Here is a 24,302-nt window from a genome sequence, read left to right on the forward strand (position 1 = left end):
GCAGGTGTGGCGGGTGACAGCGCGGCCAAGACCCATCAGGTCATCAAGCACCACCATCCTGCCCCAAAATCACAGCCCATCACACCATCACAAAAATCATAGTTAAGACCCCTACCCCCACCTCCCCCTCGGCGCACGAAAACGCGCCGGTGCCCCACGCACACGTCGCACACGTCGCTCAGGGCGCAACGCCGCCAGCGCCGCCTCGGCTAGCGCAACCAGCCGCGCAGGGTCACGTTCAGCACCCGCGCTCCGCGCCACCTGACGCACCGCCTGGGCAATCGCCCGCAACCCGGCCTCCTCCTCCTCTTCAGAAACTTCGGGTGCCGCGACCTTCACCGCCGCCTCAGTCGCCCATCGGATCAACGGGGCCGCCTGCTCATCAAGCAAATCACCCGTCAACCCCTCATCCTCCATCAATCGCTCAGCCGCCATCTCCTGGCGCGGCGTCAATTTCTCGCCCATACAAACTCCCCTCGGCTCACTCTTATGTGCAAGGTATTGAATTAAAAAAACGCCAGCAATGCTGGCGTTTTTTTAGCAAGCTTCCTCGAGTCACAAATCCCCACTCACAACCGCGAACGCGGATCAAGCGCGTCGCGCAACCCATCCCCCACATAGTTAATGCACAGCACCGCCAGAAAGATCAAAAAGCCGGGAAACAAGACCATCCACGCCGCAAAATCAAGAAAGTTCTGCCCATCATAGAGCAACCGCCCCCAGGTTGGTACGTCAGGCGGAAACCCGAGCCCCAGGAATGAGAGCACCGACTCGGTGATGATCGCCGCCCCAACGCCAATCGTTGCCGCGACAATGATCGGCCCCAGCGCGTTCGGCAAAATATGCTTGAACATGATCTTGGGCTCAGTCACACCCAATGCCCGCGCTGCTTCCACAAATTCCTTCTCTTTCAACGAAAGAAAAGAACTCCGTACCAGCCGCGCAACCGTCATCCAGTTCAAGATGCCGATCACAAAGACGATCAAGACAAAAATGCCTGTCTCGGGGCCAAGCGCACGACGTAAGGTGTCACGAAAGAGAAAGATCAAAAGCAAGAGCAACGGCACAACCGGCAAAGCAAGAAAAAGATCGGTAATACGCATTAAAATACTATCGATGCGTCCACCAAAAAAGCCAGCTACAGCTCCGATCAATGTGCCAACCGTAATCGAGATCAACATCGCCGCGACGCCAACCGAGAGCGATACCCGCCCTCCAAGCATAACGCGGGCCAGCATGTCGCGCCCCAGATCATCGGTGCCCATCGGGTGCTCAAGACTCGGCGGCAACATGCTCTTGCTAAAATCAATTTTGCGCGGGTCGCCCCCATACAGCAGTGGCCCAACTGCCACCATGATCACAAGCAAGCAAAAGATCACCGCACCAACAACGGCCATCCGGTGCCGCCGGAAACGCCGCCATGCATCACCCCACAGCGTCCGTGGTGCTTTCGTTGGTTGGAGACGTGACAGTTGCTGAAGGGTCAGATTCGGCGCTGCTGGCGTTGTTTCGAGTGGTGGATTGGCTTCTGACATGCCACTTCCTTTACTCATACCGGATTCTCGGGTCGAGAACCCCATATAAGACATCAACAATCAAGTTAAAACTGACCACCAGCACCGCAAAAATGAAGGTGATCGCCATCACCACTGGGGTATCTGAGTTCTGGATCGAGCGGATCAGCAATTCACCAATGCCGTTGATCCGAAAGATCTGTTCGGTGACAATCGCCCCCGTGAAGATCGTTGGGACACCAAGCGCGATCAGGGTTGCGACCGGAATCATGCTGTTGCGCAAGACGTGCCACAAAATCACACTTCGTTCGTTCAACCCTTTGGCCCGCGCCGTCCGCGTGTAATCCATCGGTAGGTTCTCCATCATCGAAGCCCGCACAAAACGTGTCAGCGTGCCCGTTTGATAGAGTGCCAGCACCGTCACCGGCATGATCATCTGCTTCACCTGCTGCCAGAAGCTGTTCCAGTCGGTGACTTCCAGCGTCGAGTTGTAGATAAAGGGCAGCCAGCGGAGGTTGACCGAGAAGATCAGGATAAGTAAAAGACCAGTAAAAAAAGTGGGAACAGAAAAACCAATAAAGGCAAAGGTTGTTGCAATATTATCAAAGGCTGAATAGGGTTTCACTGCCGAAATGATCCCAATCGGGATCGCCAGACAAATCGAAATGATATATGCCAGACCAATCACTTGCAGGGTCTGCGGCAACCGTTGCCCAATCAGATCAATCACCGGCACACGCGCCGCAAACGAAAAGCCCCAGTCGCCGCGCATCAAAGCCCCGAGCCATTTGAAATAGCGGATGTACCACGGATCATTCAGCCCGAGCGAGGCGCGAATCTGCTCTCGTACCTCGGGCGGTACCGATGGATCGGCGGCAAACTGCGCGAGTGGATCGCCCGGTGCCAGCGCCAGTACCGCAAAGATCACCAGGCTGATTCCTAGAAGCGTCGGGATGGCAAACAAAATCCGCCGAATGATATAACGACCCATATGCACCACTTGCTTTGGCCCCCATCGGTCAGGGATCCTGACCGATGGGGGCCAAACAAAAGCTTTTTACTCTTTATACCAGTTCGCTACGTCCCACAACTCCGAGTCCCACCCCGAGGGGTTGTAACCACGGAGATCATTGCTCGCACCGGCAACACGCGGGCGTGCTACCAGCGGAACCATCGCCACATCCGAACTGATCAGGGCATCCATCGCTAGCGCGATTTCGACCCGCCGATCAGCGTCGGTCTCGGCCCGCAACTCTTCGCAGAGGGCATCATACTCGGCGTTCTGCCAGCGCATGTTGTTCTGCCCACGCCACTCGTTCTCGCTCTGCGAGGCCTGCTCCGAGATCCACTGGCAAAGGTGGGCTGTTGGATCGGGCTCGCTCGCCCCGGTGGTGTACATCTGGATATCGGCAAAGAAGTGCCCGATGTTGTCCGGGTTGCCGACATCACTGCCAAAGAAGACACCGGCATCAACGCTCTTCAGCTCGGTCTCAACGCCAATCTCTTCCCAGTTGGCCTTGATTAGTTCCTGCGTCTTCTGGCGCAGTGAGTTCACACTCGTCTGGAAGAGCACGCTCAAGCGCACTCCATCCTTGACGCGGATGCCATCTGCGCCACGTTCCCAGCCAGCTTCGTCCAGCAGGGCGTTGGCCGCGTCAAGATCCTGCTCACAATCACCATAGAAATCATCTGGCCCTGAAGCAAATGGCTCGTACCAGAGCAATGAACAGGTCGGGAAGCCGGTCGGCCCATAGAGCTGCTCCGAGATAGCCCGACGATCAATCGACAGCGCGAGAGCCTGGCGCACTGCCAGATCGGTCAGGAAGGGGTGCGGCTGGCTCAACTGACCACGCTCGTCACCAAGCGTCGCGTCAACATTGGTGAAGTTGATCAGCAACCGCTCGACGTTTGCCGTATTGTACGGCACTAGCACGCCCTGGCCACCCTGGTTGATCAGCTGCTGCAAGACGGCAGCCTCAACCTGCAGGTTCCAGGCCCAGTCGGTTTCGCCCGTCTGGAAGACTGCACGCGCAGCCGAAGGAGCATCGCCACCACCCTTGATTTCGACCCGCTGGAAGAAGGGCTTGTCAGGGTCACGGTAGAATTCGTTGATGTCATACTGAACCGTGTCACCAACCCGGAAATCAACCAGCTTGTACGGGCCGGTTCCAATCGGGGCCAGGTTGGCTGCCTGACACGCCGCGTCGGTTGAAGCGGCAGCACCCATGCAGCTCCCAAACTGAGCCTGCTGAATGATGCGCCCACTGTTGCTGGTAAAGGTCTTGTACGGGTTGGCGTTCGGTGCTTCCCAGGTGATCGTGACCGTGTAGTCATCAACCGCCTCAACTGATGCAATGCCGTCAAAGGCGCTGGCCGTCGTACAGGCCGTCGCTTCGTCGGCACAGTATTCATAGGTGAAGACGACGTCCGCCGCCGTGAAATCACTGCCATCCGACCACTTGATGTCGTCACGCAGTGTCCAGGTGATCGAGGTCAGATCCTCGGCGATCCCCCCGTTCTCCAGCGTGGGAATCTCGGTCACAAGCTCGGCTACGAGCTGGCCGTCAGGCCCGATCGAGGCCAGTGGCTCAAGAATCAGGCGCGATGCGTCCCAGTCCTTGGTGCCAACCGCAAGGTGCGTGTTCAGAATCGTGGGTGCCTGCCAGTAGAGAATGCGCAGCAGATCACCTGCACCACGCCCGGTCGCAGCGGGTGCTTCAGTCGGCGCTTCGGTCGGTGCTTCGGTCGGCGTCTCCGCCGGTGGGGCCGTGGTGGCCTCGGTCGAAGGTGGAGTAGTTGCCTGAGCAGCGGGTGGCTCAGACGTGGGAGCCTGTGCGGGCGGGGCACCGCCACACGCCGCGAGCACCATTGTGAGCACGAGCGTGGCGAGTAGCCAGGTCAAGAGCCGTTTGCGATCCACGAGTACCTCCTGTAGACAAGACAGCGATCAGCCATGTAGATGTCTACCAGCTATGCTGGAAGAGGTGAAGGAGGGTGTGAAGACCGCCCCCATCCTCATCATCCCAAAGTATTAGAGTGAGTCTCACTCCATGCACACAAAACCCTGGTCTCTACCAGAGTGGTTGCAGCGTTGCCTACACGTTCTTTCTTTTGTCGGCATGCAAGGCCAATCAATTAATCTTAGTTTAAGGGTTGGTTAAAGGTAACACACAAGTTATTCTGCTGTCAAGTCTCTGCCCCGATCATCTTCACCCGTCAGGGCGATAAACTGCGCCTGTTTAGCCCATCAAGAAGCCCTATCACCGCACAATATGCGCTGCCTTTCTCCTCGCCCGCTGGCTCGCCCAGGCTCTGTTCCGGCACAATACGTGTAAGCCGTTTATTGGACTTAACAACTAAATCCGGCCTCGTCCCAATACCATGCAAAGAAGCTCACGCCAAGCCGCCAAGTTGCGAAGGGTGAGCGCACCTCCGCGAAAACCTTTGCGCCTTTGCGTCAAACAAACCGCCTTATGGGCAAGGTATTGGGCCTAGTCCAGGAACCCGTCCAGGCGTGATGTTGCCCGCCGAGGCTCCCCGCTTCGCCCAAAATGATCCCGCCGAAAGACGATCTCGCCCGCCGCCATCGTGAGCATGACCTGGCCCTTCAGGTGCTGTCCATGCAACGGTGTGTTGCGCCCCCGCGAGGCAAACTGGCTTGCGTCAACGGTCCAGGCTTGATCAGGCTGAAAAATGACGATGTCCGCTCGCGCTCCAGGATGCAGTGTCGCCGGCGAGCGCCCAAGTACTTGCGCCGGGCCTTCTGTCAGTTTCGCGACCAGGTTGACCAGATCCATTTCGCCACGATGTACCAGCGTGAGTACCAGCGCTAGCGCTGTTTCGAGCCCGCTGATCCCCGGCGCGGCAACCCCATATTCGCACTCTTTATCCACCCGCGCCTGCGGCGCATGCCCGGTGGCAATCGCGTCAATCGTGCCGTCTCGTAACCCTGCAACCAGCGCATCAACATCAGCCTGCGTACGCAAGGGTGGGCTCACCCGTGTGCGCGTGTCATACGGTTCCAGCAGGGCTGGATCAAGCCACGAGGGGATGATCTGTTCCGGCGGCGCACTTCGCCGCCCTTTGCGCGATGATGATGGCGGTGGCGGTGGTCCATTAGGAACCGCCACTGTTTCGTGGGGGACAAGTTTGCCCAGAACCCAGCGATCAGTGAGGGTCAGATGATGTGGCGTGACTTCAGCAGTGATCCGTGCCCCTCGTGCCCGTGCCGCACGCAGCAGCGCAACCGCACCCGCGGTGCTCACATTGCAGACATGCAGATGTACCCCGGTCAACTCGGCCAACGCAATATCACGCGCGAGCATCGCCTCTTCCGCTGCCGCAGGAAAGCCTGCCAGACCCAGACGGGTGCTGACAACCCCTTCGTGCATCGCCCATCCTCGCGTCAGACCCGGCTCTTCACAATGGGTCATCACCGGAACGCCAAGCGCTGCGGCATAGGTCATTGCCTGGCGCATTAAACCAGCATCAGCCACTGGCCGTCCACCATCACTAAAGGCAATGCACCCCGCTTCGCTTAGTTCGATCATATCGGCCAGCGCTTTGCCTGCACATCCCTGGGTCAACGCACCAATCACGTCAACCCGCACATGCCCCTCGCGTCGCGCCAGTGCCTGCACATGGCGCACGACCGCTGCTGTATCAGGTGTTGGCTGGGTCGTTGGCATGGCACAAACGGTCGTGAAGCCCCCCCGCGCTGCCGCTAGGGTGCCCGTTGCTATCGTCTCTTTCTGCTCTTCTCCAGGCTCCCGCAAATGCGTGTGTAGGTCGGTAAAACCTGGGGCGACGACCGCTCCGCGTGCGTTGATGATTTCGATATCATCCCCCACGCTTTCGGTATCGGCATGCAAATCGGCAAGGTCGCTCACTTGCTCGACCACACCATCGCAAATAACGACGTCGCCCACCGTTGCGACCCGACGGGCAGGATCAATAATTGACCCGTGTTTGATAATATAGCGCATTGCTTCCCTCATCTATCCTGCCAGCCAGTAGAGTAACGCCATCCGTACCGCTACACCATTGGTTACCTGGGCTTCAATCACCGAGTTGGGGGCCGTCGCCGCCTCGGGCCAGATCTCGACCCCTTCGTTCATCGGCCCTGGATGCATGATCAGTGCCGTTGGCTCAAGCCGCTCGAGCCGCTCAGGGGTTAGCGCATATGCCCGACTATACTCGCGCAACGAAGGTAATAAGCCCGCCTGCATCCGCTCTTTCTGCAGACGCAACACCATCACGACGTCGGCTCCTTCAAGCGCTTCGTCCAGCCGATGGCTGATGCTGATCTGCGGCCATGTCGCTGTCCAGAAGTGGGCCGGCCCCAGTAACGTTGGCGGCGCACAGAGCGTGACATGCGCTCCCAGCCGGGTCAATCCCCACAGGTCCGAACGGGCGACCCGACTGTGCAGGATGTCTCCCACAATCACGACCTTCAACCCGCGTATGCGATCCAGTCGCTCCCGGATCGTAAAGAGGTCAAGCAATGCTTGCGTCGGGTGCGCATGCCGTCCGTCTCCCGCATTGATGACCGCCCCCGCGAAATGCTGCGCTACCAGATACGGTGCCCCCGATTGGCTGTGCCGAATGACCACCATATCAGCCCCCAGCGCTTGCAACGTGCGCACGGTGTCAATCAGTGACTCACCCTTTTCAACACTGCTGCCCCTCGCACTAAACGAGACGACATTCGCCGAGAGCGCTTTCGCCGCCAGCTCGAAGCTGATCCGTGTCCGCGTACTATCCTCAAAAAACATATTGACGACCGTTCGCCCACGCAAGGTCGGTACTTGCTTGATCTCACGCGCAAGCACTTCCTTCATGCTCTCGGTAAGCTCAAGGATCTCCTCGATCTCCTCCGCCGTCATCTCATCAAGATCAATGACATGCCGCCGCCGCCTGCTCACCATCTCCATCTTCACTTCCCTCTGCGCCTCTGCGCCTCTGCGTTACATCCCTCCGCGCCTCACTACGCACGCGAAATAACCACCTCATCCCGCCCATCAGTCTCACGCAAATGCACCGCTACTCGTTCACTCCGCGAAGTTGGCACATTCTTGCCGACAAAATCAGCCCGAATAGGCAATTCACGATGCCCCCGGTCAATCAGGACGGCCAGTTGAATGCACGCCGGTCGCCCAAGATCCGCAATCGCGTCAAGTGCAGCCCGTACCGTTCGCCCCGTATACAGCACATCATCAACGAGCACAACCACCTTGTCGGTCAGATCATGCTGAATCTCGGTCTTGCGTACCAGCGGAGTTGGCCCGCGCATCCGCAAATCATCACGATAGAGGGTAATGTCAAGTTGACCAACCGGGACACGAATACCCTCAAAATCAGCAATCGATGTCGCAATCCGCTCGGCGAGCGGCACCCCGCGTTGCCGAATCCCTACCAGGATGACCTCCTGCAACCCTCCATTCCGCTCATCAATTTCGTGCGCAATGCGTACCAGCGCCCGCCGAATGTCGTCAGGGGTCAGGATCTGCTTTTGCTCGCTCATCATTCGCCTCGCTTAGACCGGTCACAGTATCGGTGTACCGCCCGCCCATCAGATGCCCGAAAACACAAAAAAACCTGACCCACCCTGGGGTCAGGGTACACGGGTCAGGCTCGCTTCGCGCCATAATGACGCGCAATAGTCGCTCATAAGCACTCCTTTACAACCTCACGGGGCTGCGTTAAAGGCTGGCTAAAGGTAGCACACGGGACGGCTCTTGTCAATCCGTCATCTTCTGCCGTCCAGGGCGATTGCATCTTCCGTGTAGGCACCCGCAAGGGCACCCGCAAGGGCACCCGCAAGGGGTGCCCCTACACCGGGCCCGCCCCTGTAGGGGCCCCCCTTGCGGGTGCCCTGGTGCCGCTTCATCAAACCTTTGCGCCTTCGCGCCTTTGCGTCAAAAAAACCTGCCTTATCTGCCTTCATCACAGCGTTGTACGCATAAACTCAATCGCCTTGGCAACTCCGTCTTCGGCCCGGATTTTCGCCCCCAGTGCCTCGGCTCGCTGTCGCATCGCCTGGTCGCTCACCGCTACCTCGATCGCCCGGGCTAGCCGCTCTGCCGTCAGTTTCTTCTGCGGCACCGGCCACGGCCCTACCCCAAGCTCAAAAACCCGTTGCCCCCAGAAGGGTTGATCCCCAAAAAACGGACAGATCACCGCCGGCTTACCCGCCCGTAGCCCGGCCCCCGTCGTTCCGGCCCCTCCATGATGCACCACCGCCGCACAGCGCGGAAAGAGCCACGCATGCGGGGCTGCTTCCAGCGCAAACGCGGTCGCCGGGAGATCTGCCGCGCCCAGTCCTCCCCATCCGCTCGCAAGAATCACCCGTTGCCCCGCCTGCGCTGCCGCCTCTAGCACAAGCTTCGTTGTGCGCAACGCATCCTGCGAGGCCATGCTGCCAAACCCAACATAGACCGGCGGTGGCCCCTGCGCAAGAAAGGCCTCCAATGCCGGCAGAGGCTGCCACGAGGGTGAAGACGGGAGAAACCAGTAGCCCGATACAAAGGTAGAGGCGTCCCAGTCAGGTGGATTTGGCACCACATGCTGGCTATAGGCGTAGATTTTGGGCACAGGTTTGCCACGCAAGATCGTATCATCACGAAAAGGCGGCAACCCCAACCGCTCTTTGCGCCACCCATTGATCAGGCTGCGGTATGGCAAGGTTGCGCCTCGCAGGAAGAGCGTATAGGTAAACCAGTTGACCCAGTCACCATAATTTTGCCCTCCCAGCGCAGGATTAGAAAAGATCCGTGTGGGCGAATATGCCGGAAGCATCATCGTCAAAAATCCGGGCACCTGCAGTTTCTCGGCGAGATGGTACCCCGCCAGTGCCTTGGGATGGTAGATAATTGCCTCGGCCTGCTGACTTGCCGCCCATGCATCATCAAGGATGTTGCGCAGCATTGGCTTGATCCGCTGCATCAACCCAAAAGGATTCTTGCCCGCCAGCGCCGCTTTGCCTTCGCTACTCTGCGCCAGACGAATAAATTCGGCCCGCAACGGCGCAAAAGCAAGCCCATGCGCTCGCACCAGACCCTCAAAACCAGCCTCAGTCGCCAGCGTCACCGCATAGCCCGCCTGCTGCAAACCCACCCCCAGCGCCACATACGGCTCTACATCCCCCCGCGAACCCACCGTAAGTATGTTGATCTTGCGTTGTTTCATCTCAAGTCCTACCCATCCCAACCACGTTATTCCGTCGCACAGTGTAGTGTAAAAGAAAAGCGCCGATCCATCCACCCCCCCCATCTTCACATACGCGGCGATGGGTTCGGGAAACCTGCCAGGTGTGCGCCGCCGCGATCCATCGGAACCCGCAGCCATCGCCCGGCGCACACCTGGCAGGTTTGACCATGTCCGCAGATTACGCAGATGCGGAAGCTGTAATCTGCGTAATCTGCGTAATCTGCGGACACTATCTAAACCATACTGGGACTTTGCATCAGCCCTACAGGTTTGACGCCGCAGGCCCCCAGGAACCTGTGTTTGTGGTAGGATACCCCATAACAGGCAGATCTTGCGCCTGCCAAATGATCATGTTCATCTCGGGAGCAACCATGCCGCGAGTGTTGCTGCTCTATGCCTCGGTTGGGGCTGGACATAAACGTGCAGCTGAGGCCCTTGCCACCGCTTTTTTACAACGCCAACCTGGTGAGGTTCGGATCGAAGATGTGCTCGATCATACAACCCGCCTCTTTCGGGTTGCCTATGCACGCTCATATCTCGAATTAACCGACCGCGCCCCGATGGTCTGGGGCTATTTCTATACTCAGACAAATGCCGATCCGACCCTCTCTGAGTTTACCAATAACCTCCGTAAGCTTGTCGAGAGCATCGGCACAACCGGGCTCAAAGATCTGCTGCGTGCCTTTCAGCCCGAAATTATTATCTGTACCCATTTCCTGCCCATGGAGTTGCTCGTTCGTTACAAGCGCAATGCGATGCTCAGTCAGCCCGTCTATTGTGTGGTTACTGACTATGTCGCCCATACCTTCTGGACCTATACCGAGATTGATGGTTATTTTGTCGGCGATGAACAGACCCGCGATCAGTTGATTGCCCGCGGTGTCGCCGCCAATCAAATTAGTGTCAGCGGCATTCCGGTTGATCCCGTGGTGAACGAGCCGAAAGAAGTGGAGGCGATCCGTCTCCGTCATGGCCTGTCAACAACGTGCCCGCTCATAACGCTCTTTGGTGGTGGGTTAGACGATGAGCATATCCGCTTGATGGTTGAGCATTTCTTGCAAAGTTCCCTTGACATGACTCTTGTTGTGGTCGCCGGACGCAATCCGACCCTCGTCGAGAGCCTCAGTGATCTCACGGCTTCAACGCATGTGCAGTTGCGCATCCTCGGGTTCGTTGACTATGTTGATGATCTGATCGCTGCCACTGATCTGGTCATCACCAAAGCCGGCGGCTTGATCGTCAGTGAGGTGCTCGCTCGCTCGGTGCCGCTGATTGTGATTGAACCAATCCCTGGTCACGAAGAGTGGAATGCCGATTATGTGGTGAGTTGCGGCGCTGGGGTGCAACTTCGCATTCCCGCTTCAGTCGCTCGCACGGCCATCTCTATGTTGCAGCATCCCGACACCCTCGCCCTTATGCGCTCGGCCGCCGCATCAGCCGGGCGACCGCGCGCTGCGCTCGATATTGCGAAACGGGTGCTTGCTGATTTTTTGAACCGACGCCATAAATGAAGGGTAGCATCTATGACTTCAGGGCCAGTTGACGTCCTCTTTGCAATCTCTGATACTGGCGGCGGCCATCGCAGTGCTGCCGTCGCTATTAGCGCTGCCCTCGATCAGATCAGCAATACGTCGCTTACCTGGGCCATCGAAGATATTCTCCGCCTCACCGATTTGCCCGGCGTGCGTGGTGCCCCCGAACACTACGATAAGCTCTCGACCCGCTGGCTGCGCCTCTACGATCTGACCTTTCAATTGACCAATGCAACCCGTACCGTGGATATGCTCTCACGCCTGGTCTTTCTGAGTGCGCGCCGCAATCTGATCAGGGCCATCGAAGCACGCCAACCCCGCCTCGTCGTCTCAACCCATCCCCTCGTCAATCGCCTCGTCGTCTGGGCACGTGGCGCTCGCCGGATGCCCTTTCGTGTCATTACCTGTGTCACTGACCTCGTCAGTTTGCACGCCTCATGGACCTATCCAGGGGTTGACCTCGCGGTCGTACCGACCGACGAAGCCTTCCAGATTATGTATCGCCGGGGGATGTACCCGTCACAACTCAAACGCACCGGCTTTCCCGTGCATCCCAAATTTGTGGCCTATACGCTCGATGAACGTCAGTCGCGCCAGGCCCTCGGCCTCGATCCCGATGCCTTTACCCTGCTCGTTACCGCCGGTGGCGTCGGCTCGGGACGCCTCGCTGAACTCGTGTTCGCGCTCGAACAGGCCTTTCCCTCAACCCAGTTGCTCGTCATTACTGGCAAAAACCGCGCCGTCTATCAGGAATTGCACGCCCGCCAACGCCCTCCCTTGAGCCATATCTATGGCTTTGTTGATAACATGGAGGCGCTGATGGCCGCGAGTGATCTGGTGGTGACGAAAGCCGGCCCCGGCACTCTCATGGAGGCCCTGGTCATGCGAAAGCCGGTCATCGTTACCGAAGCCGTCGGTATGCAAGAGCAGGGCAATATTGATTTTGTCCTCAACTACGAACTCGGCCTCTTCTGCCCTACCACCGAACGCATCGTCAACGCCGTCAGCGAACTCCGCGATCCACCGCGCCACGCTGCGACCGTCGCACGCCTCGCTGGGGCCGTACCACGCGATGGTTCCGCCCAGATCGCCCGCATCATGATGGAACAACTTACGCTCGTGAATGAAACATCGGGGATGCCTGCTACCCGCCGCCGAGCGGGCTTGCTCGGCTTTCCCCGCGCAGGTCGCTCACTGCTGCGCGGGCGACGTTCCCGCTAAGGAGGTCACCCATGAACATTGTGCTCGGAAGCGATGAGCAAACCTACCTCACTGATGTCCTGCAGGAAGAATTGACCCGGCGTGGTCACGACCTGATCCTCGTCGGACCCCTCGCGGGAACCCAGGCGATCTGGCCTGATGTCGGTCGGGCCGTCGGTGAAACGGTCGCCTCAGGCCGCGCCGACCAGGGCATCGTCTGCTGTTACACCGGTACCGGCGTCAGCATTGCGGCCAATAAGGTTCCTGGTATTCGTGCCGCCCTGTGCCACGATGCCCAAACCGCCGCCGGTGCCCGCACATGGAATGATGCCAATGTACTCGCCTTGAGCCTGCGTACAACGACCCCCGAACTCGCCCGCGAAATCTTAGATGCCTGGTTTGCTACCGCATGCCCTCCATCTGAACACGAGGCCATTGCCGCTGTACACGCCATCGATCTAGACTATCGCACCTCAACCTGAACCAGCCATCCCAACGTAGCGTGCTATACTATAGTCACAGAGGGGTGCTTTAAAGTGTACACGTGTGGATTAGACGTTACCCGCGTCCTTTTTTGTTGTGGGTTGGCGGCAAAGTCACCAATTCACCACAAAAAAGATCGATCGGCAAACTGGAGAAGGAGAACACCATGTCTGCCGCCAAAAAGATCAAGATTGGCGTCTTGACAAGCGGCGGTGACGCCCAGGGCATGAATGCTGCTGTGCGCGCCATCGTTCGTACCGGAATCACTGAAGGCTGTGACGTCTACGCCATCTATGAAGGCTATGAGGGGCTGATCAGGGGTGGCGATTTCATTCGCAAGATGGATTGGGATAGCGTCGGGGGCATTCTTCATCGCGGTGGCACGGCCATCGGCACCGCCCGTAGCCCCGGCTTTCGTACCCGCGAAGGCCTCCGCCAGAGTGTCGCCAATTTGCTCGCCCACGGCATTGATCGCCTCGTCGTGATTGGTGGCGATGGTAGCCTCCGTGGCGCACAAGAGTTTCGCGAGGAGTGGCCCGGGCTCCTGAAAGAGCTCGTTGAGGCTGGTCAATTGAGCAAAGCTGTCGCTGCACGCCATCCCTACCTCGGCATCGTGGGCCTCGTCGGTTCGATTGATAATGATTTCTCGGGCACCGATATGACCATCGGAGCCGATACGGCGCTCCATCGCATTACCGAGGCCCTTGATGCGATTACCTCAACTGCGGCTAGCCATCAGCGAACGTTTGTCATCGAGGTCATGGGCCGTCATTGTGGCTACCTTGCGTTGATGGGGGCAATTGCCGGGAGTGCTGACTGGGTCTTTATTCCTGAGAATCCGCCCGAGGACGATGATTGGCCCACCCGTATGTGTGAGGCCATGCGCGCTGGGCGCGCTAGTGGCCGCCGCGATAGCCTTATCGTTCTCGCCGAAGGCTCCCGTGACCGCGCAGGCAATGCGATTACGGCTGATGTTATCAAGCAGTTGATCGAAGAACGCCTCGGCGAAGATACTCGTGTGACCATCCTTGGCCATGTGCAACGTGGCGGTGCCCCCAGTGCCTTCGATCGCTGGATGAGTACGTTGATGGGCTATACCGCAGCACGCGAGTTGATCCATGCAAAGCCTGAACGCGATTCGCAGGTGATCGGGATTCGTGAGAACCGCGTGACAATTACCCCTCTCATGCAGTGTGTCGCCGAAACACGCACCGTTGCCGAGGCAATTAAGGCCCAAGAGTATGAACGTGCGATGGGTCTCCGTGGCGGTAGTTTTACCGAGGCCTTCCGTACCCTCCGTACCCTCGTCCAGTCGCGCCCACCCCAGGCCGGGAGTGCCCCGCGCCCCCTGCGCCTTGCGATCCTTCACGCCGGCGGCCCCGCCCCCGGGATGAATACCGCTGTTCGTGTGGCCGTCCGCCTCGGCATTGACCACGGCCATACGATGCTCGGTGTTCGCCACGGGTTCCAGGGGCTCATCGATGGCGATGTCCACGAAATGGATTGGATGAGCGTCAGTGGCTGGGCTACAACCGGTGGCGCTGAACTCGGTACCAATCGCAAGATCCCCCGTGGCCCCGAGATCTATCAACTCGCCCGCCGCCTCGAAGAGTTTGATATCAATGGTATCTTGATGATCGGTGGCTGGACGGGCTATGATATTTGCTATAAACTCCATAGCGAACGCTATAATTATCCGGCTTTTAATATTCCGATGATCTGCTTGCCCGCGACGATTAATAATAATCTCCCTGGCTCAGAGTTGAGCATTGGCTCTGATACGGCGCTCAATAATATTGTTGATGCCATCGATCGCATCAAACAGTCAGCCGTCGCCTCGCGCCGCTGTTTTGTGGTCGAAGTCATGGGCCGTGGCTGCGGCTACCTCGCCTTGATGAGTGGCCTCGCCTCTGGTGCTGAACGAGTCTATTTGCCCGAAGAAGGCATTACACTCGGCGATATGCAAAAAGATATCGATGAGATGATCTATTGGTTCCAGCACGGTAAGCGCTTGAGCCTCGTGATTCGCAATGAGAAGTCTAATCCGATCTATACTACGAGCTTTATGTGCTCGCTCTTTGAAGAGGAAGGCGCCGATCTCTTTGAGGTGCGCCAGTCAATCCTTGGGCACCTTCAACAGGGCGGTTCGCCTTCGCCCTTTGACCGCATTCAGGCCACGCGCCTGGCTGTCAGATGTGTCGATTTCCTGATCGACCGCGCCCTGCAAGGCTCGGCTGATAGTGCCTTTATTGGCTATCAGGATGGCCGTGTCCAGATTATCGATCTCGAAGAGTTTCCCCGTCGTGTTGATGCTGAACACGCCCGCCCCAAACAACAGTGGTGGATGGACCTCCGCAATCTGACGCGGGTCTTGAACCAGCCTCCACGTGAGCTACGTGATTGATCTGTGAGCAAGAGGAGAAGTGTCATGTTCGAGTTGCCCGCTGGGCCACTGGTCAGCACTGGCTGGCTGGCCGATCATCTGGACGAGCCAACCCTGCGCATTGTTGATGCGCGGGGCAAGGTGTTGCCCCCCACCGATCCGAAACCACACTATTTTGCCCGCCACGACGATTATGCCGCCGGACACATCCCCGGCGCGCTCTATCTCAACTGGCTTGAAGATATTGTGGATCTGGATGATCCGGTGCCAACCCAGATTGCCCCGCCCGACAAGCTTGCTCGTGTGCTCGGCGAGCGTGGCATTGGCGACGATAGCATCGTCGTTATCTACGATGACTGGTTTTCGATGTTTGCCGGGCGCATGCTCTGGGTGCTGCGCTACTATGGCTTTGAACAGGCGCGCATTCTCAACGGCGGGTTGCTCAAGTGGCAGGCTGAAGGCCGCCCGCTGACTACGGTCGTACCACACTATCCGCCCGCAACCTTCACCCCACATCCCCAGCCCGCCCTGCGTAAAACCGCTGACCAGATCCTCGCCAGCCTTGGCTCCGATGCGACGTTGCTCATTGATGCCCGTAGCCTCGCCGAGTATCAAGGCCACGAGTCACGCGCTGTACGCGGCGGACATATCCCCGGAGCCGCCAATCTCTTCTATCAGAGCCTCCTCAGTGCCGAGGATCATACCTATAACGCGCCTGAAGTCCTGCGCGAGCGTTTTACCGCCGCTGGCATCGACCTTGAAACACCCGAGGATCGCGAGGTAGTTGCCTATTGCAACGGTGGTGTCTCCGCGACACCTACCGCCCTCGCCTATGAACTGATCACCGGGCGCCGCGCCGCGATCTATGATGGCTCCTGGAACGAATGGGGCAACGATTTGACCAAACCACTCGCCCAATAAGCTATTACCCTCAAAACCCATGCTCGTGTGAAAACGACCAGCTTCGCTGGTCGTTTTCACACGAGCATCGAAGGCCACGCCCCCTGTCACCCAAACACCGCACGTACGACAGCCTCAGTATCACGCAGGTCGGTTAGCGCAACATCCGGCTCACACCGCACGAGTTCATCAAAGGGGTACGGGCCAGTAGCAACCGCCACCGTGCGTGTCCCATTGGCCTTGCCACAGGCAATGTCATGCGGCGTGTCGCCGACAATGACAATCTCATTCCCAACAAAAAGTCGTCCGTACCGAGCCGCCGCCCGTGCCGCCGCAATCGGGACAAGCTCAGGCCTGTGGTGATGATCATCACCATAAGCCCCCGCAGCCAGATCAAGGTGCGCCACCAGGCCAACCGCAGCCAGCTTGATGCGTGCCACCGCAGCAATATTGCCGGTCAACGGTGCCTGGCGCACCCTGCCCGCCAGGGCTTCCAGGGCCGCCTGCACCCCCGGAAAGAGCCGCGAACGCCGCGCCAGTTCGTCACGCTGCGCCTCTAGCCGACGCGCATAGCTCACGGTAAAGGCATGCAAACGCTCGGCAATCGCCTCGGGCGCAAGCGTCGGGAAACTCTCGCGCATGATCTGCCAGTCGGTTTTACCTGCATAAGCCGTGCGCGCCATTGGTGCCGTTGGCCCAACAACCTCACGCATGGTGGCCCGCATCGCCTCAGCCGCAATACCATCGGTGCTCAACAAGGTTCCATCAACATCCCACAAAACCAGACGATCCATATCCTCTTACCGTATGCAATCCTGCGTCCCATTCGTATGGCTGGCCTGCTGGTCTACATAGCGTTGCACTGTCGCAAGCAATTCATCAAGATCAATGGGTTTCGCCAGAAACATATCAAACCCCGCAGCCACCGTCCGTTCGCGATCCTCTTCGCCCAGGCCACTCACCGCAATCGCTGGACAATGAGCCATCCCTGGCAACTGACGCAAGATGACCAGCAGATCTGGCCCATCCTGGTCAGGTAGGCGCATGTCGATCATCAAGAGACGACACACTTCATCACTGACGGCAGCAAGCGCATCCTGACCGGTCGCGGCAATCGCCACACTGTAGCCGTGACTGACGAGAAAACTGTTGATCACCTGCTGCATTAGCGGGTTATCATCTACCAGCAAGATCTGCATCCGCGACCCTTTCTCGCTGTCTCAACGCAACAGGCCCTCTTTAACTTGGATTATACCTTATGCTGGCATCTTTGCCTACTCACCTATGGATAAACGCCACGGGTCGCATTTGCTTCGGCAACCCGCTGGACGGCGAGCAGATAGGCCGCTGTGCGTAACGGTAAGGCGCGGCTTGCCGCCAGTTGCCATACCTCTTCAAAAGCGTTCACCAGGATGCGTTCGAGTTTGCTATTGATATCGTGCTCATCCCAGAAAAATTCCTGCAGACCCTGCACCCACTCGAAATAGCTGACAATCACCCCGCCCGCATTGGCGAGAATATCAGGCACCACTGGAATGCCCCGTGCCGTCAGGATCGCATCGGCACCGGGCGTTGTCGGGCCATTCGCCCCTTCGACAATCATGCCCGCCCGTACCCGTGCGGCATTCTCGCCCGTTAACTGATTTTCCAGTGCCGCCGGGATCAATACGTCACACTCCAACTCAAGCAACTCGGATCCGGTGATCGGCACCATATTGGGGGCCTCATACCCTTGCAGCAACCGAAACGTATGCCGTTCGCTGTAGGTACGCATCGCGGGAATATCAAGCCCGCTGGCACAGTAATAGGCCCCGGCAGCATCAGCCACACCAATCACCTGACAGCCCATTTCGTGCAACAGCAGCGCCGCTGTGCTCCCCACATTGCCAAAACCCTGCACGACCACCCTCAACCCTTTAAGCGATCGCCCCTGTTTATGCACCGCCTCACGGACCATCAGGCTCACCCCGCGCCCGGTTGCCTCGATCCGCCCTAGTGACCCCCCAACCTGGATCGGTTTGCCCGTAATGACCGCAGGTACCGTATACCCGCGGTGCATCGAAATCGTATCCATAATCCACGCCATGATCTGTGCATTCGTGTTCACATCCGGGGCCGGAATATCCTTCTCAGGGCCAAGCAAAATGCTCACATCCGAGGCAAATCGACGCGTCAGGCGTTCCAGTTCGGCCAGCGAAAGTTGACGTGGATCAACAATGACCCCACCTTTAGCCCCACCGTACGGAATATTGACGAGGGCACACTTCCACGTCATCCACATCGCCAGAGCCCGTACTTCATCCAGATCAACGCTGGGATGATAACGAATTCCGCCTTTGACTGGCCCACGGCCCAGGTTGTGTTGCACACGGTAGCCCGTAAACATCTGCACGCTACCATCATCAAGCCGCACCGGGAAATTGACCGTCAGTTCACGCTGGGGCACGCGCAAGACAGCCCGAATATCGGGATGGAGGTTGAGCAATTCGGCGGCAGTGTCGAATTGCTGCTGGGCGATCAGAAAGGGATTAGCCTGATCAGACATCGTTGTCTTTTACCTTCTCAATTACAAAGGGGCTTACACAAGATTTTTGCGCAAATAGAGCCAGTGCCCCTGCCCAAAGAAGAACCAGGTGAGCAGTGAGCGCCGCAAACGGTGCTGATAAAAACCGAGCCGCTGGTAAAGGGCTCGGGCGGCTTCGTTGCGCTGGCTGACATAGAGACCGAGGTGATGCTTGCCACGCAGCAAGGCCTCTTGCTCGGCGCGTGCGAGCAGCATCTGCGCAATCCCGCTGCGCCGATACGTGGGCAAGACGGCCACATCGGTAATAAAGCCTTCACGACGGCCAATTTGATGATCGAGCAGCGATAAAACAAACAGCGACCGAATGGTTCGCCAGAAGCCAAGTTCCTCGTGGAACACAACCTCAATCGAAGCACTCTGATCGCTGATCATCTCCCAGGTACGGATCGTGGTGGTTCCAACAATCTGACCCTGGTACTCCGCAACAAACATACCCCGCATCGCCACGGCGCCCTGGTGCTCCCAGGTGGCCGCCAGCGCGGCTACACCCCGTTCCGTTGCATCAACCCCGAAGGCACCACCAAACTTGTCCGCGAAGGCCTCACGATGCAGCCCAAGAATGGCACTGGCATCAGGCATCCGGGCAGGCCGCACGGTGACACCATCAAGCGCAGGCATAACCCTTGTCGGGGCCTGCAAACGTGATGAACCAAGCGCGTGCGAAGAAGCCGTCATGCTTTCGTCGTCAACTCCGCAACACGACGATCAAGTCGTGCCGAAATATCACGGTACATGTCGCCACGCATCTGCGCAGCTTGTAGTTGACGCCGCAAGGTGAAAATATATGCCGCCGCACCGGCAATGGCGATCAAAAGAATGACGTTCAGTTTCATGCGTACCTCTTTGAGCCTATACTACGAACCGATTTGCTCGTCCTACCCTATTTTAGCGCAGCAAGGCATACTCTTCAAGTACGATGGATAGGGCAAAGCCCTATCCATCGTACTTGAATGGCACGGATCTGGCGCTTTTCAGCGTTCAACTCGTTGACGCCAGGCACTATACAAAGCAATGCTCCCTGCTACCGCTGCATTCAGCGAGGCGATCTGGCCGCGCATGGGCAGCCGTACCAGAAAGTCACACCGCTCACGGGTCAGTCGTGCGAGCCCGGCACCTTCGGCCCCGACCACCAGACCGAGCGGCATGTTCAGATCAGCGCGGTCGAGATCCTGTGCGTCCGCATCATCTTCCAACCCAACAATCCACACCCCGCCCTTCTGCAGTTCAACGATCGTCTGAGCCAGATTGCCAATCATGGCAATATTCAGATGCTCGGTGGCCCCGCTTGAAGCATTCACGACCGCCGGCGTAATCTCCACCGCTCTTCGCCCAGGCAAGCAGACCCCATGCACCCCGATAACCTCGGCGGTCCGCAGCAATGTACCCGCATTTTGCGGATCTTGCAGATGATCGAGCAGCAAGAGCATCACTGGCTCCTGACGTCGCGCCGCAAGCTCGAAACATGCCTCAAGCTCAACATATGGGTAGGCGTCGGCCTGAAGCATGACGCCCTGGTGGTTGACCTCACGAAGTTGACGATCCAACACCTGGCGTTCGACCCGTTCAACGTTGACCTTCGCCTCGCCGGCTAGCCGGACGATCTCGGCCATGACGCCGGTCTCTTGCACACCACTCGAAACATAAAGCCGGTGCAACGTTCGTCGGCGGGCACGCAAGGCTTCCCGTACCGCATTCCGCCCATAAAGCTGTTCTGTCATACTTTTTTAGCGACGGAACGCATCTTTAATGCGCCCGAAGAAGCCCTCATCATGATCACTCTGGTCTTCCGGATCAAACGTCCGGGCCAGTTCCTGAAAGAGACGCCGTTGCTGGTCATTCAGTTTCTGGGGGACGACCACCCGAGTCACCACGATCTGATCCCCTCGCCCTTGCTGACGCAAGAAGGGTACGCCTTTGCTACGCATCCGAAAGGTCTGACCAGTCTGAGTCCCCGCCGGAATACGCAGGCGTTCGGTGCCGTCAATCGTTGGCACGTTCAGCTCTTCACCCAGGGCGGCCTGAGCAACATTGAGCTTCAGTTCCAGGATGATATCGTTGCCTTCGCGCAAAAAGAGGGGGTGCGGTTGCACATCCAGGGCGACATAGAGGTTGCCAAATGAACCGCCCCGCGGCCCTGCTTCACCTTCGCCGCTGATGCGGATTTGCTGGTTACCATCAACCCCGGCAGGCACTTTGACGGTGAGGCGCCGATTCTGACGCATCCGGCCTTCGCCACGACACTCACGACAGGGAATCGGGATCACTGTGCCCGTGCCATTGCAGTTGTCACATGTACTCACTGTGACCATGTTGATGAAGGGGGCACGCTGACGCATCTCACCGGTGCCATTGCATTTCGGACAACGCACAGGATCAGTTCCTGGTTCCGCGCCATTGCCTTTGCAACTCGGGCACGTCTCGAGACGACGATATTCGATCTCTCTCTCAACCCCAAAGATGGCTTCTTCAAAAGTTAACCGCAAGCTGTAACGTAGATCGGCCCCGCGTTGTGGCCCTCGCTGCGTGCGTTGCCCTGCGGCTGCACCACCAAAAAAGGCGTCAAAAATAGTACTGAATGGGTCGCCATTCCCAAAGGGGTCACCATAACCACCACCAGGCCCGCCCTGAACATTATGCCCAAAGCGATCATACATGGCCCGTTTCTGCTCATCCGAGAGCACTTCATAGGCTTCGTTGATCTCTTTGAATTTAGCCTCGGCATCTGGTTCTTTGCTGACATCAGGGTGATACTGGCGTGCCAGGCGACGAAAGGCTTTTTTTATTTCGTCTGGTTCAGCGGTGCGGCTGACCCCAAGAACTTCGTAATAGTCACGCTTTGCACCCGTAGTCATACTCTTCCTCACTTGATGCGTATGCTTTGCTTGCCCTGGCAGCGCGGTTCACTGGTGCGCCTTTGTCAACAAAAGTGTACCAGTAAACCGCTCTCTTCCTCGCATCCGTACGCTCAATCTACTTTATATTCGCCATCAACAACGTCGTCACGTTCAGGTTTGCCCTCTGCGCCTGTCGCATCACCAGCATACATCGCCTGGCCAACGCGCTGGATAATGACGCTAAGTTCAGCGGTTCGGTTGCGAATAGCCTGTTCGTCTTCCATCGCCAGCGTCTCACGCAACACACGGATCTTGTCCTCGACCTCGGTACGAGTCGGGCCATCGACCTTGTCACCCGCCTCGCGGAGCGTACGCTCGGCGGTGTAGATCATGCTATCACCCGCATTGCGTGCCTCAATTAACAAAAGGCGCAGACGATCTTCTTCAGCGTGCAATTCAGCTTCTTGCACCATCTGATCAATCTCGCTGTCGCTCAACCCCGACGACGCCGTAATGGTGATGCGTTGTTCGGTGCCTGTCATTTTATCACGGGCAGTCACATTGACAATGCCGTTGGCATCAATATCAAACGTGACTTCGATCTGCGGTACCCCACGCGGTGCCGGTGGGATGCCAGCTAGTTCAAATTTGCCGAGACTCTTGTTGTACCGCGCCTCGGCTCGCTCGCCCTGCAAAACATGAATTTCGACGCTATTTTGATGGTCACTGGCCGTTGAGAAGATCTGACTCTTGCGGGTCGGGATGGTGGTATTGCGCGCGATCAGCGGCGTCATGACCTTCCCTACCGTCTCGATCCCCAGCGTCAATGGCGTAACGTCAAGCAGCAAGACATCTTTGACTTCACCGCCAAGCACACCCGCCTGAATGGCAGCGCCGATGGCAACGACCTCATCAGGGTTGACCGTCTTGTTCGGTTCTTTGCCAAAAAACTTGCGCACGGCTTCTTGAATCGCAGGCATCCGCGTCTGCCCACCAACCAGAATGACCTCGTCGATCTGCGCCGGCTTCAATCCGGCATCATTCAGGGACTGCCGTACCGGGGCCATGCTGCGTTCGATGAGATCGCTCGTCAATTGCTCGAGGCGCGCCCGCGTCATGGTCTGACTCAGATGCTTGGGTCCATTCGCATCAGCCGTAATGAACGGCAGATTGATCTCGGACTGCCCTACGCTCGACAGTTCCATCTTGGCCTTCTCGGCGGCCTCTTTGAGCCGTTGCAACGCCATTCGATCCTGACGGAGATCAACACCCTGATCTTTCTGGAACTCGCTGGCAAGCCAGTCAATAATGCGCTGGTCAAAGTCGTCGCCCCCCAGGTGCGTATCACCACTGGTCGCTTTGACCTCAACTACCCCATCGCTCAATTCAAGGATCGAGACGTCGAAGGTTCCACCACCCATATCATAGACCACCACGACCTCGTCGTGGCCTTTTTTATCGAGGCCATAGGCCAACGCCGAGGCCGTCGGCTCATTGACGATACGCAGCACTTCCAACCCGGCAATCTTGCCGGCATCTTTCGTCGCCTGGCGTTGACTATCGTTGAAGTAGGCTGGCACGGTAATCACCGCCTGGGTCACCGACTCGCCAAGGTACGCTTCAGCATCAGCCTTCAGTTTCTGTAAAACCATGGCCGAGACTTCGGGTGGCGCGTACTCTTTGCCATTCATCGTCACCCGTACATCACCATTGGATGCGGCACTCAATTTATAGGGCACGAGCACCGTATCCTTCTGGACGACGGGCTCGCTGAATTTACGCCCGATGAACCGCTTGACCGAGAAGATCGTATTCTCAGGATTCGTGACCGCCTGGCGTCGCGCTACCTGGCCGACGAGACGCTCGCCAACTTTATTCATTGAAACAACTGAAGGGGTCAAACGGGCACCTTCAGCGTTCGGGATCACGACGGCTTCGCCTGCTTCCACGACGGCGATCACCGAGTTGGTTGTTCCAAGATCAATGCCGATGACTTTGGGCATATGCTTGTCTGTTGCTCCTTACAAAGATCGTAGCTCGTACTTCGCCTAGCCACGGCCTACTTTGACCATACTAGCACGAAGGACACGGTCACCTAATTTATACCCTTTTTGCAACTCACTAGTCACTTTGCCATCTTGCCCTTCGGCATCCTCATAAATGACAGCTTCGTGCAGATTAGGGTCAAAATCCTGACCAACGGCGTCAATCACTTTGACCCCTTCACTCTCGAGTACCGTACGCAGTTTTTGGGCAATCAACTGAGTCCCACTCCACCAGGGCGTCTCGGCAATCTCAGGCGGAATATTCTCAATCGCTCGCTCAAAGTCGTCCATTATCGGCAACAATTTGAGCAACAACGCCGAACTGGCGCTCCGGATCAATTCGGAACGCTCAATTTCAGTTCGTCGCTTGAAATTTTTATAATCAGCTGCCGCTCGCAACCACTGATCACGAAATTCGGTAGCCTGTTCTTGCATATCAGCCAGACGAGCTTCCAGATCCTCCTGCGATTTCTGCGCCTGCTCTTCACTCGCTTCAGCCGCTGGTTCCACAATATGTTGATTCTCGCTCATGATCCTCCTCACTTCTTGCATCTCCACTACTTGTATGCAAGCTGATGAACATCTAGTATGACCGCGGACATATGCTCCTGCCGACTTC

At 57.7% G+C, this 24,302-nt stretch carries 22 protein-coding genes; 5 read left to right on the forward strand and 17 right to left on the reverse strand.

Annotated features, from left to right (window positions below; translation table 11 throughout):
• Positions 1-111 precede the first annotated feature (111 nt).
• The 8 genes from EYB53_RS16895 to EYB53_RS16930 form a co-directional block, all read right to left on the reverse strand.
• Positions 112-465, reverse strand: coding sequence for a hypothetical protein (locus EYB53_RS16895; protein WP_135479591.1), 354 nt, complete (start codon positions 463-465; stop codon positions 112-114).
• Between the two features lie 104 nt (positions 466-569).
• Positions 570-1,535, reverse strand: a complete 966-nt coding sequence (locus EYB53_RS16900) for an ABC transporter permease (RefSeq protein ID WP_135479592.1) — start codon at positions 1,533-1,535, stop codon at positions 570-572.
• Positions 1,536-1,545: 10 nt separating this feature from the next.
• Positions 1,546-2,505 carry an ABC transporter permease gene (locus tag EYB53_RS16905; protein ID WP_135479593.1) on the reverse strand — a complete coding sequence of 320 codons (960 nt, stop codon included), beginning with the start codon at positions 2,503-2,505 and terminating at the stop codon, positions 1,546-1,548.
• Between the two features lie 66 nt (positions 2,506-2,571).
• Positions 2,572-4,434: a peptide ABC transporter substrate-binding protein gene (locus EYB53_RS16910; protein WP_371879125.1), complete on the reverse strand. Its 1,863-nt coding sequence runs from the start codon at positions 4,432-4,434 to the stop codon at positions 2,572-2,574.
• Positions 4,435-5,005: 571 nt separating this feature from the next.
• On the reverse strand, positions 5,006-6,499 hold the full coding sequence (locus tag EYB53_RS16915) for a dihydroorotase (protein WP_135479594.1): 1,494 nt from the start codon (positions 6,497-6,499) through the stop codon (positions 5,006-5,008).
• A 12-nt stretch (positions 6,500-6,511) separates the two neighbouring features.
• Positions 6,512-7,438 (reverse strand): aspartate carbamoyltransferase catalytic subunit, encoded by a 927-nt coding sequence (locus EYB53_RS16920; RefSeq protein ID WP_135479641.1) that lies wholly within the window; start codon positions 7,436-7,438, stop codon positions 6,512-6,514.
• Positions 7,439-7,500: 62 nt separating this feature from the next.
• Positions 7,501-8,037: a bifunctional pyr operon transcriptional regulator/uracil phosphoribosyltransferase PyrR gene (pyrR, locus tag EYB53_RS16925; RefSeq protein ID WP_135479642.1), complete on the reverse strand. Its 537-nt coding sequence runs from the start codon at positions 8,035-8,037 to the stop codon at positions 7,501-7,503.
• Positions 8,038-8,459: 422 nt separating this feature from the next.
• On the reverse strand, positions 8,460-9,701 hold the full coding sequence (locus EYB53_RS16930; protein WP_135479595.1) for a glycosyltransferase: 1,242 nt from the start codon (positions 9,699-9,701) through the stop codon (positions 8,460-8,462).
• A 392-nt stretch (positions 9,702-10,093) separates the two neighbouring features.
• Between EYB53_RS16930 and EYB53_RS16935 the strand changes: the two genes are divergently transcribed.
• The 5 genes from EYB53_RS16935 to EYB53_RS16955 all read left to right on the forward strand — a co-directional run bounded on the left by EYB53_RS16935 (position 10,094) and on the right by EYB53_RS16955 (position 16,241).
• A complete protein-coding gene (locus tag EYB53_RS16935; RefSeq protein WP_135479596.1) occupies positions 10,094-11,233 on the forward strand; it encodes an MGDG synthase family glycosyltransferase in 1,140 nt (379 codons plus the stop codon).
• 12 nt (positions 11,234-11,245) lie between these two features.
• The gene (locus EYB53_RS16940) at positions 11,246-12,475 is read left to right on the forward strand and encodes an MGDG synthase family glycosyltransferase (RefSeq protein WP_135479597.1); all 1,230 of its coding nucleotides are present in this window, start codon (positions 11,246-11,248) and stop codon (positions 12,473-12,475) included.
• 11 nt (positions 12,476-12,486) lie between these two features.
• The gene (locus EYB53_RS16945) at positions 12,487-12,936 is read left to right on the forward strand and encodes an RpiB/LacA/LacB family sugar-phosphate isomerase (RefSeq protein ID WP_135479598.1); all 450 of its coding nucleotides are present in this window, start codon (positions 12,487-12,489) and stop codon (positions 12,934-12,936) included.
• A 167-nt stretch (positions 12,937-13,103) separates the two neighbouring features.
• Positions 13,104-15,341: a 6-phosphofructokinase gene (locus EYB53_RS16950; protein WP_135479599.1), complete on the forward strand. Its 2,238-nt coding sequence runs from the start codon at positions 13,104-13,106 to the stop codon at positions 15,339-15,341.
• A 24-nt stretch (positions 15,342-15,365) separates the two neighbouring features.
• Positions 15,366-16,241, forward strand: coding sequence for a sulfurtransferase (locus tag EYB53_RS16955; RefSeq protein WP_135479600.1), 876 nt, complete (start codon positions 15,366-15,368; stop codon positions 16,239-16,241).
• 86 nt (positions 16,242-16,327) lie between these two features.
• Here EYB53_RS16955 and EYB53_RS16960 read toward each other — a convergent pair whose 3' ends face one another.
• The 9 genes from EYB53_RS16960 to grpE form a co-directional block, all read right to left on the reverse strand.
• The gene (locus tag EYB53_RS16960; RefSeq protein ID WP_135479601.1) at positions 16,328-17,014 is read right to left on the reverse strand and encodes an HAD family hydrolase; all 687 of its coding nucleotides are present in this window, start codon (positions 17,012-17,014) and stop codon (positions 16,328-16,330) included.
• Positions 17,015-17,020: 6 nt separating this feature from the next.
• Positions 17,021-17,419, reverse strand: coding sequence for a response regulator (locus EYB53_RS16965; RefSeq protein WP_135479602.1), 399 nt, complete (start codon positions 17,417-17,419; stop codon positions 17,021-17,023).
• 83 nt (positions 17,420-17,502) lie between these two features.
• A complete protein-coding gene (locus tag EYB53_RS16970; RefSeq protein WP_135479603.1) occupies positions 17,503-18,765 on the reverse strand; it encodes a Glu/Leu/Phe/Val family dehydrogenase in 1,263 nt (420 codons plus the stop codon).
• A gap of 33 nt (positions 18,766-18,798) precedes the next feature.
• Positions 18,799-19,479 carry a GNAT family N-acetyltransferase gene (locus EYB53_RS16975; protein WP_254151108.1) on the reverse strand — a complete coding sequence of 227 codons (681 nt, stop codon included), beginning with the start codon at positions 19,477-19,479 and terminating at the stop codon, positions 18,799-18,801.
• Positions 19,476-19,637: a hypothetical protein gene (locus EYB53_RS16980; RefSeq protein WP_167857451.1), complete on the reverse strand. Its 162-nt coding sequence runs from the start codon at positions 19,635-19,637 to the stop codon at positions 19,476-19,478. Before EYB53_RS16980 ends, EYB53_RS16975 begins: the two co-directional genes overlap by 4 nt.
• Before the next feature lie 138 nt (positions 19,638-19,775).
• On the reverse strand, positions 19,776-20,522 hold the full coding sequence (gene rlmB / locus EYB53_RS16985; RefSeq protein WP_135479604.1) for a 23S rRNA (guanosine(2251)-2'-O)-methyltransferase RlmB: 747 nt from the start codon (positions 20,520-20,522) through the stop codon (positions 19,776-19,778).
• A gap of 6 nt (positions 20,523-20,528) precedes the next feature.
• Positions 20,529-21,656, reverse strand: coding sequence for a molecular chaperone DnaJ (gene dnaJ / locus EYB53_RS16990; protein ID WP_135479605.1), 1,128 nt, complete (start codon positions 21,654-21,656; stop codon positions 20,529-20,531).
• A 113-nt stretch (positions 21,657-21,769) separates the two neighbouring features.
• Positions 21,770-23,641 carry a molecular chaperone DnaK gene (gene dnaK / locus EYB53_RS16995; RefSeq protein WP_135479606.1) on the reverse strand — a complete coding sequence of 624 codons (1,872 nt, stop codon included), beginning with the start codon at positions 23,639-23,641 and terminating at the stop codon, positions 21,770-21,772.
• A gap of 45 nt (positions 23,642-23,686) precedes the next feature.
• Entirely contained in the window at positions 23,687-24,214 is a 528-nt protein-coding gene (gene grpE, locus EYB53_RS17000; RefSeq protein WP_254151109.1) for a nucleotide exchange factor GrpE, read from the reverse strand.
• Positions 24,215-24,302 lie beyond the last annotated feature (88 nt).

The organism is Candidatus Chloroploca mongolica (assembly GCF_004762035.2).
Lineage (GTDB): Bacteria > Chloroflexota > Chloroflexia > Chloroflexales > Chloroflexaceae > Chloroploca > Chloroploca mongolica.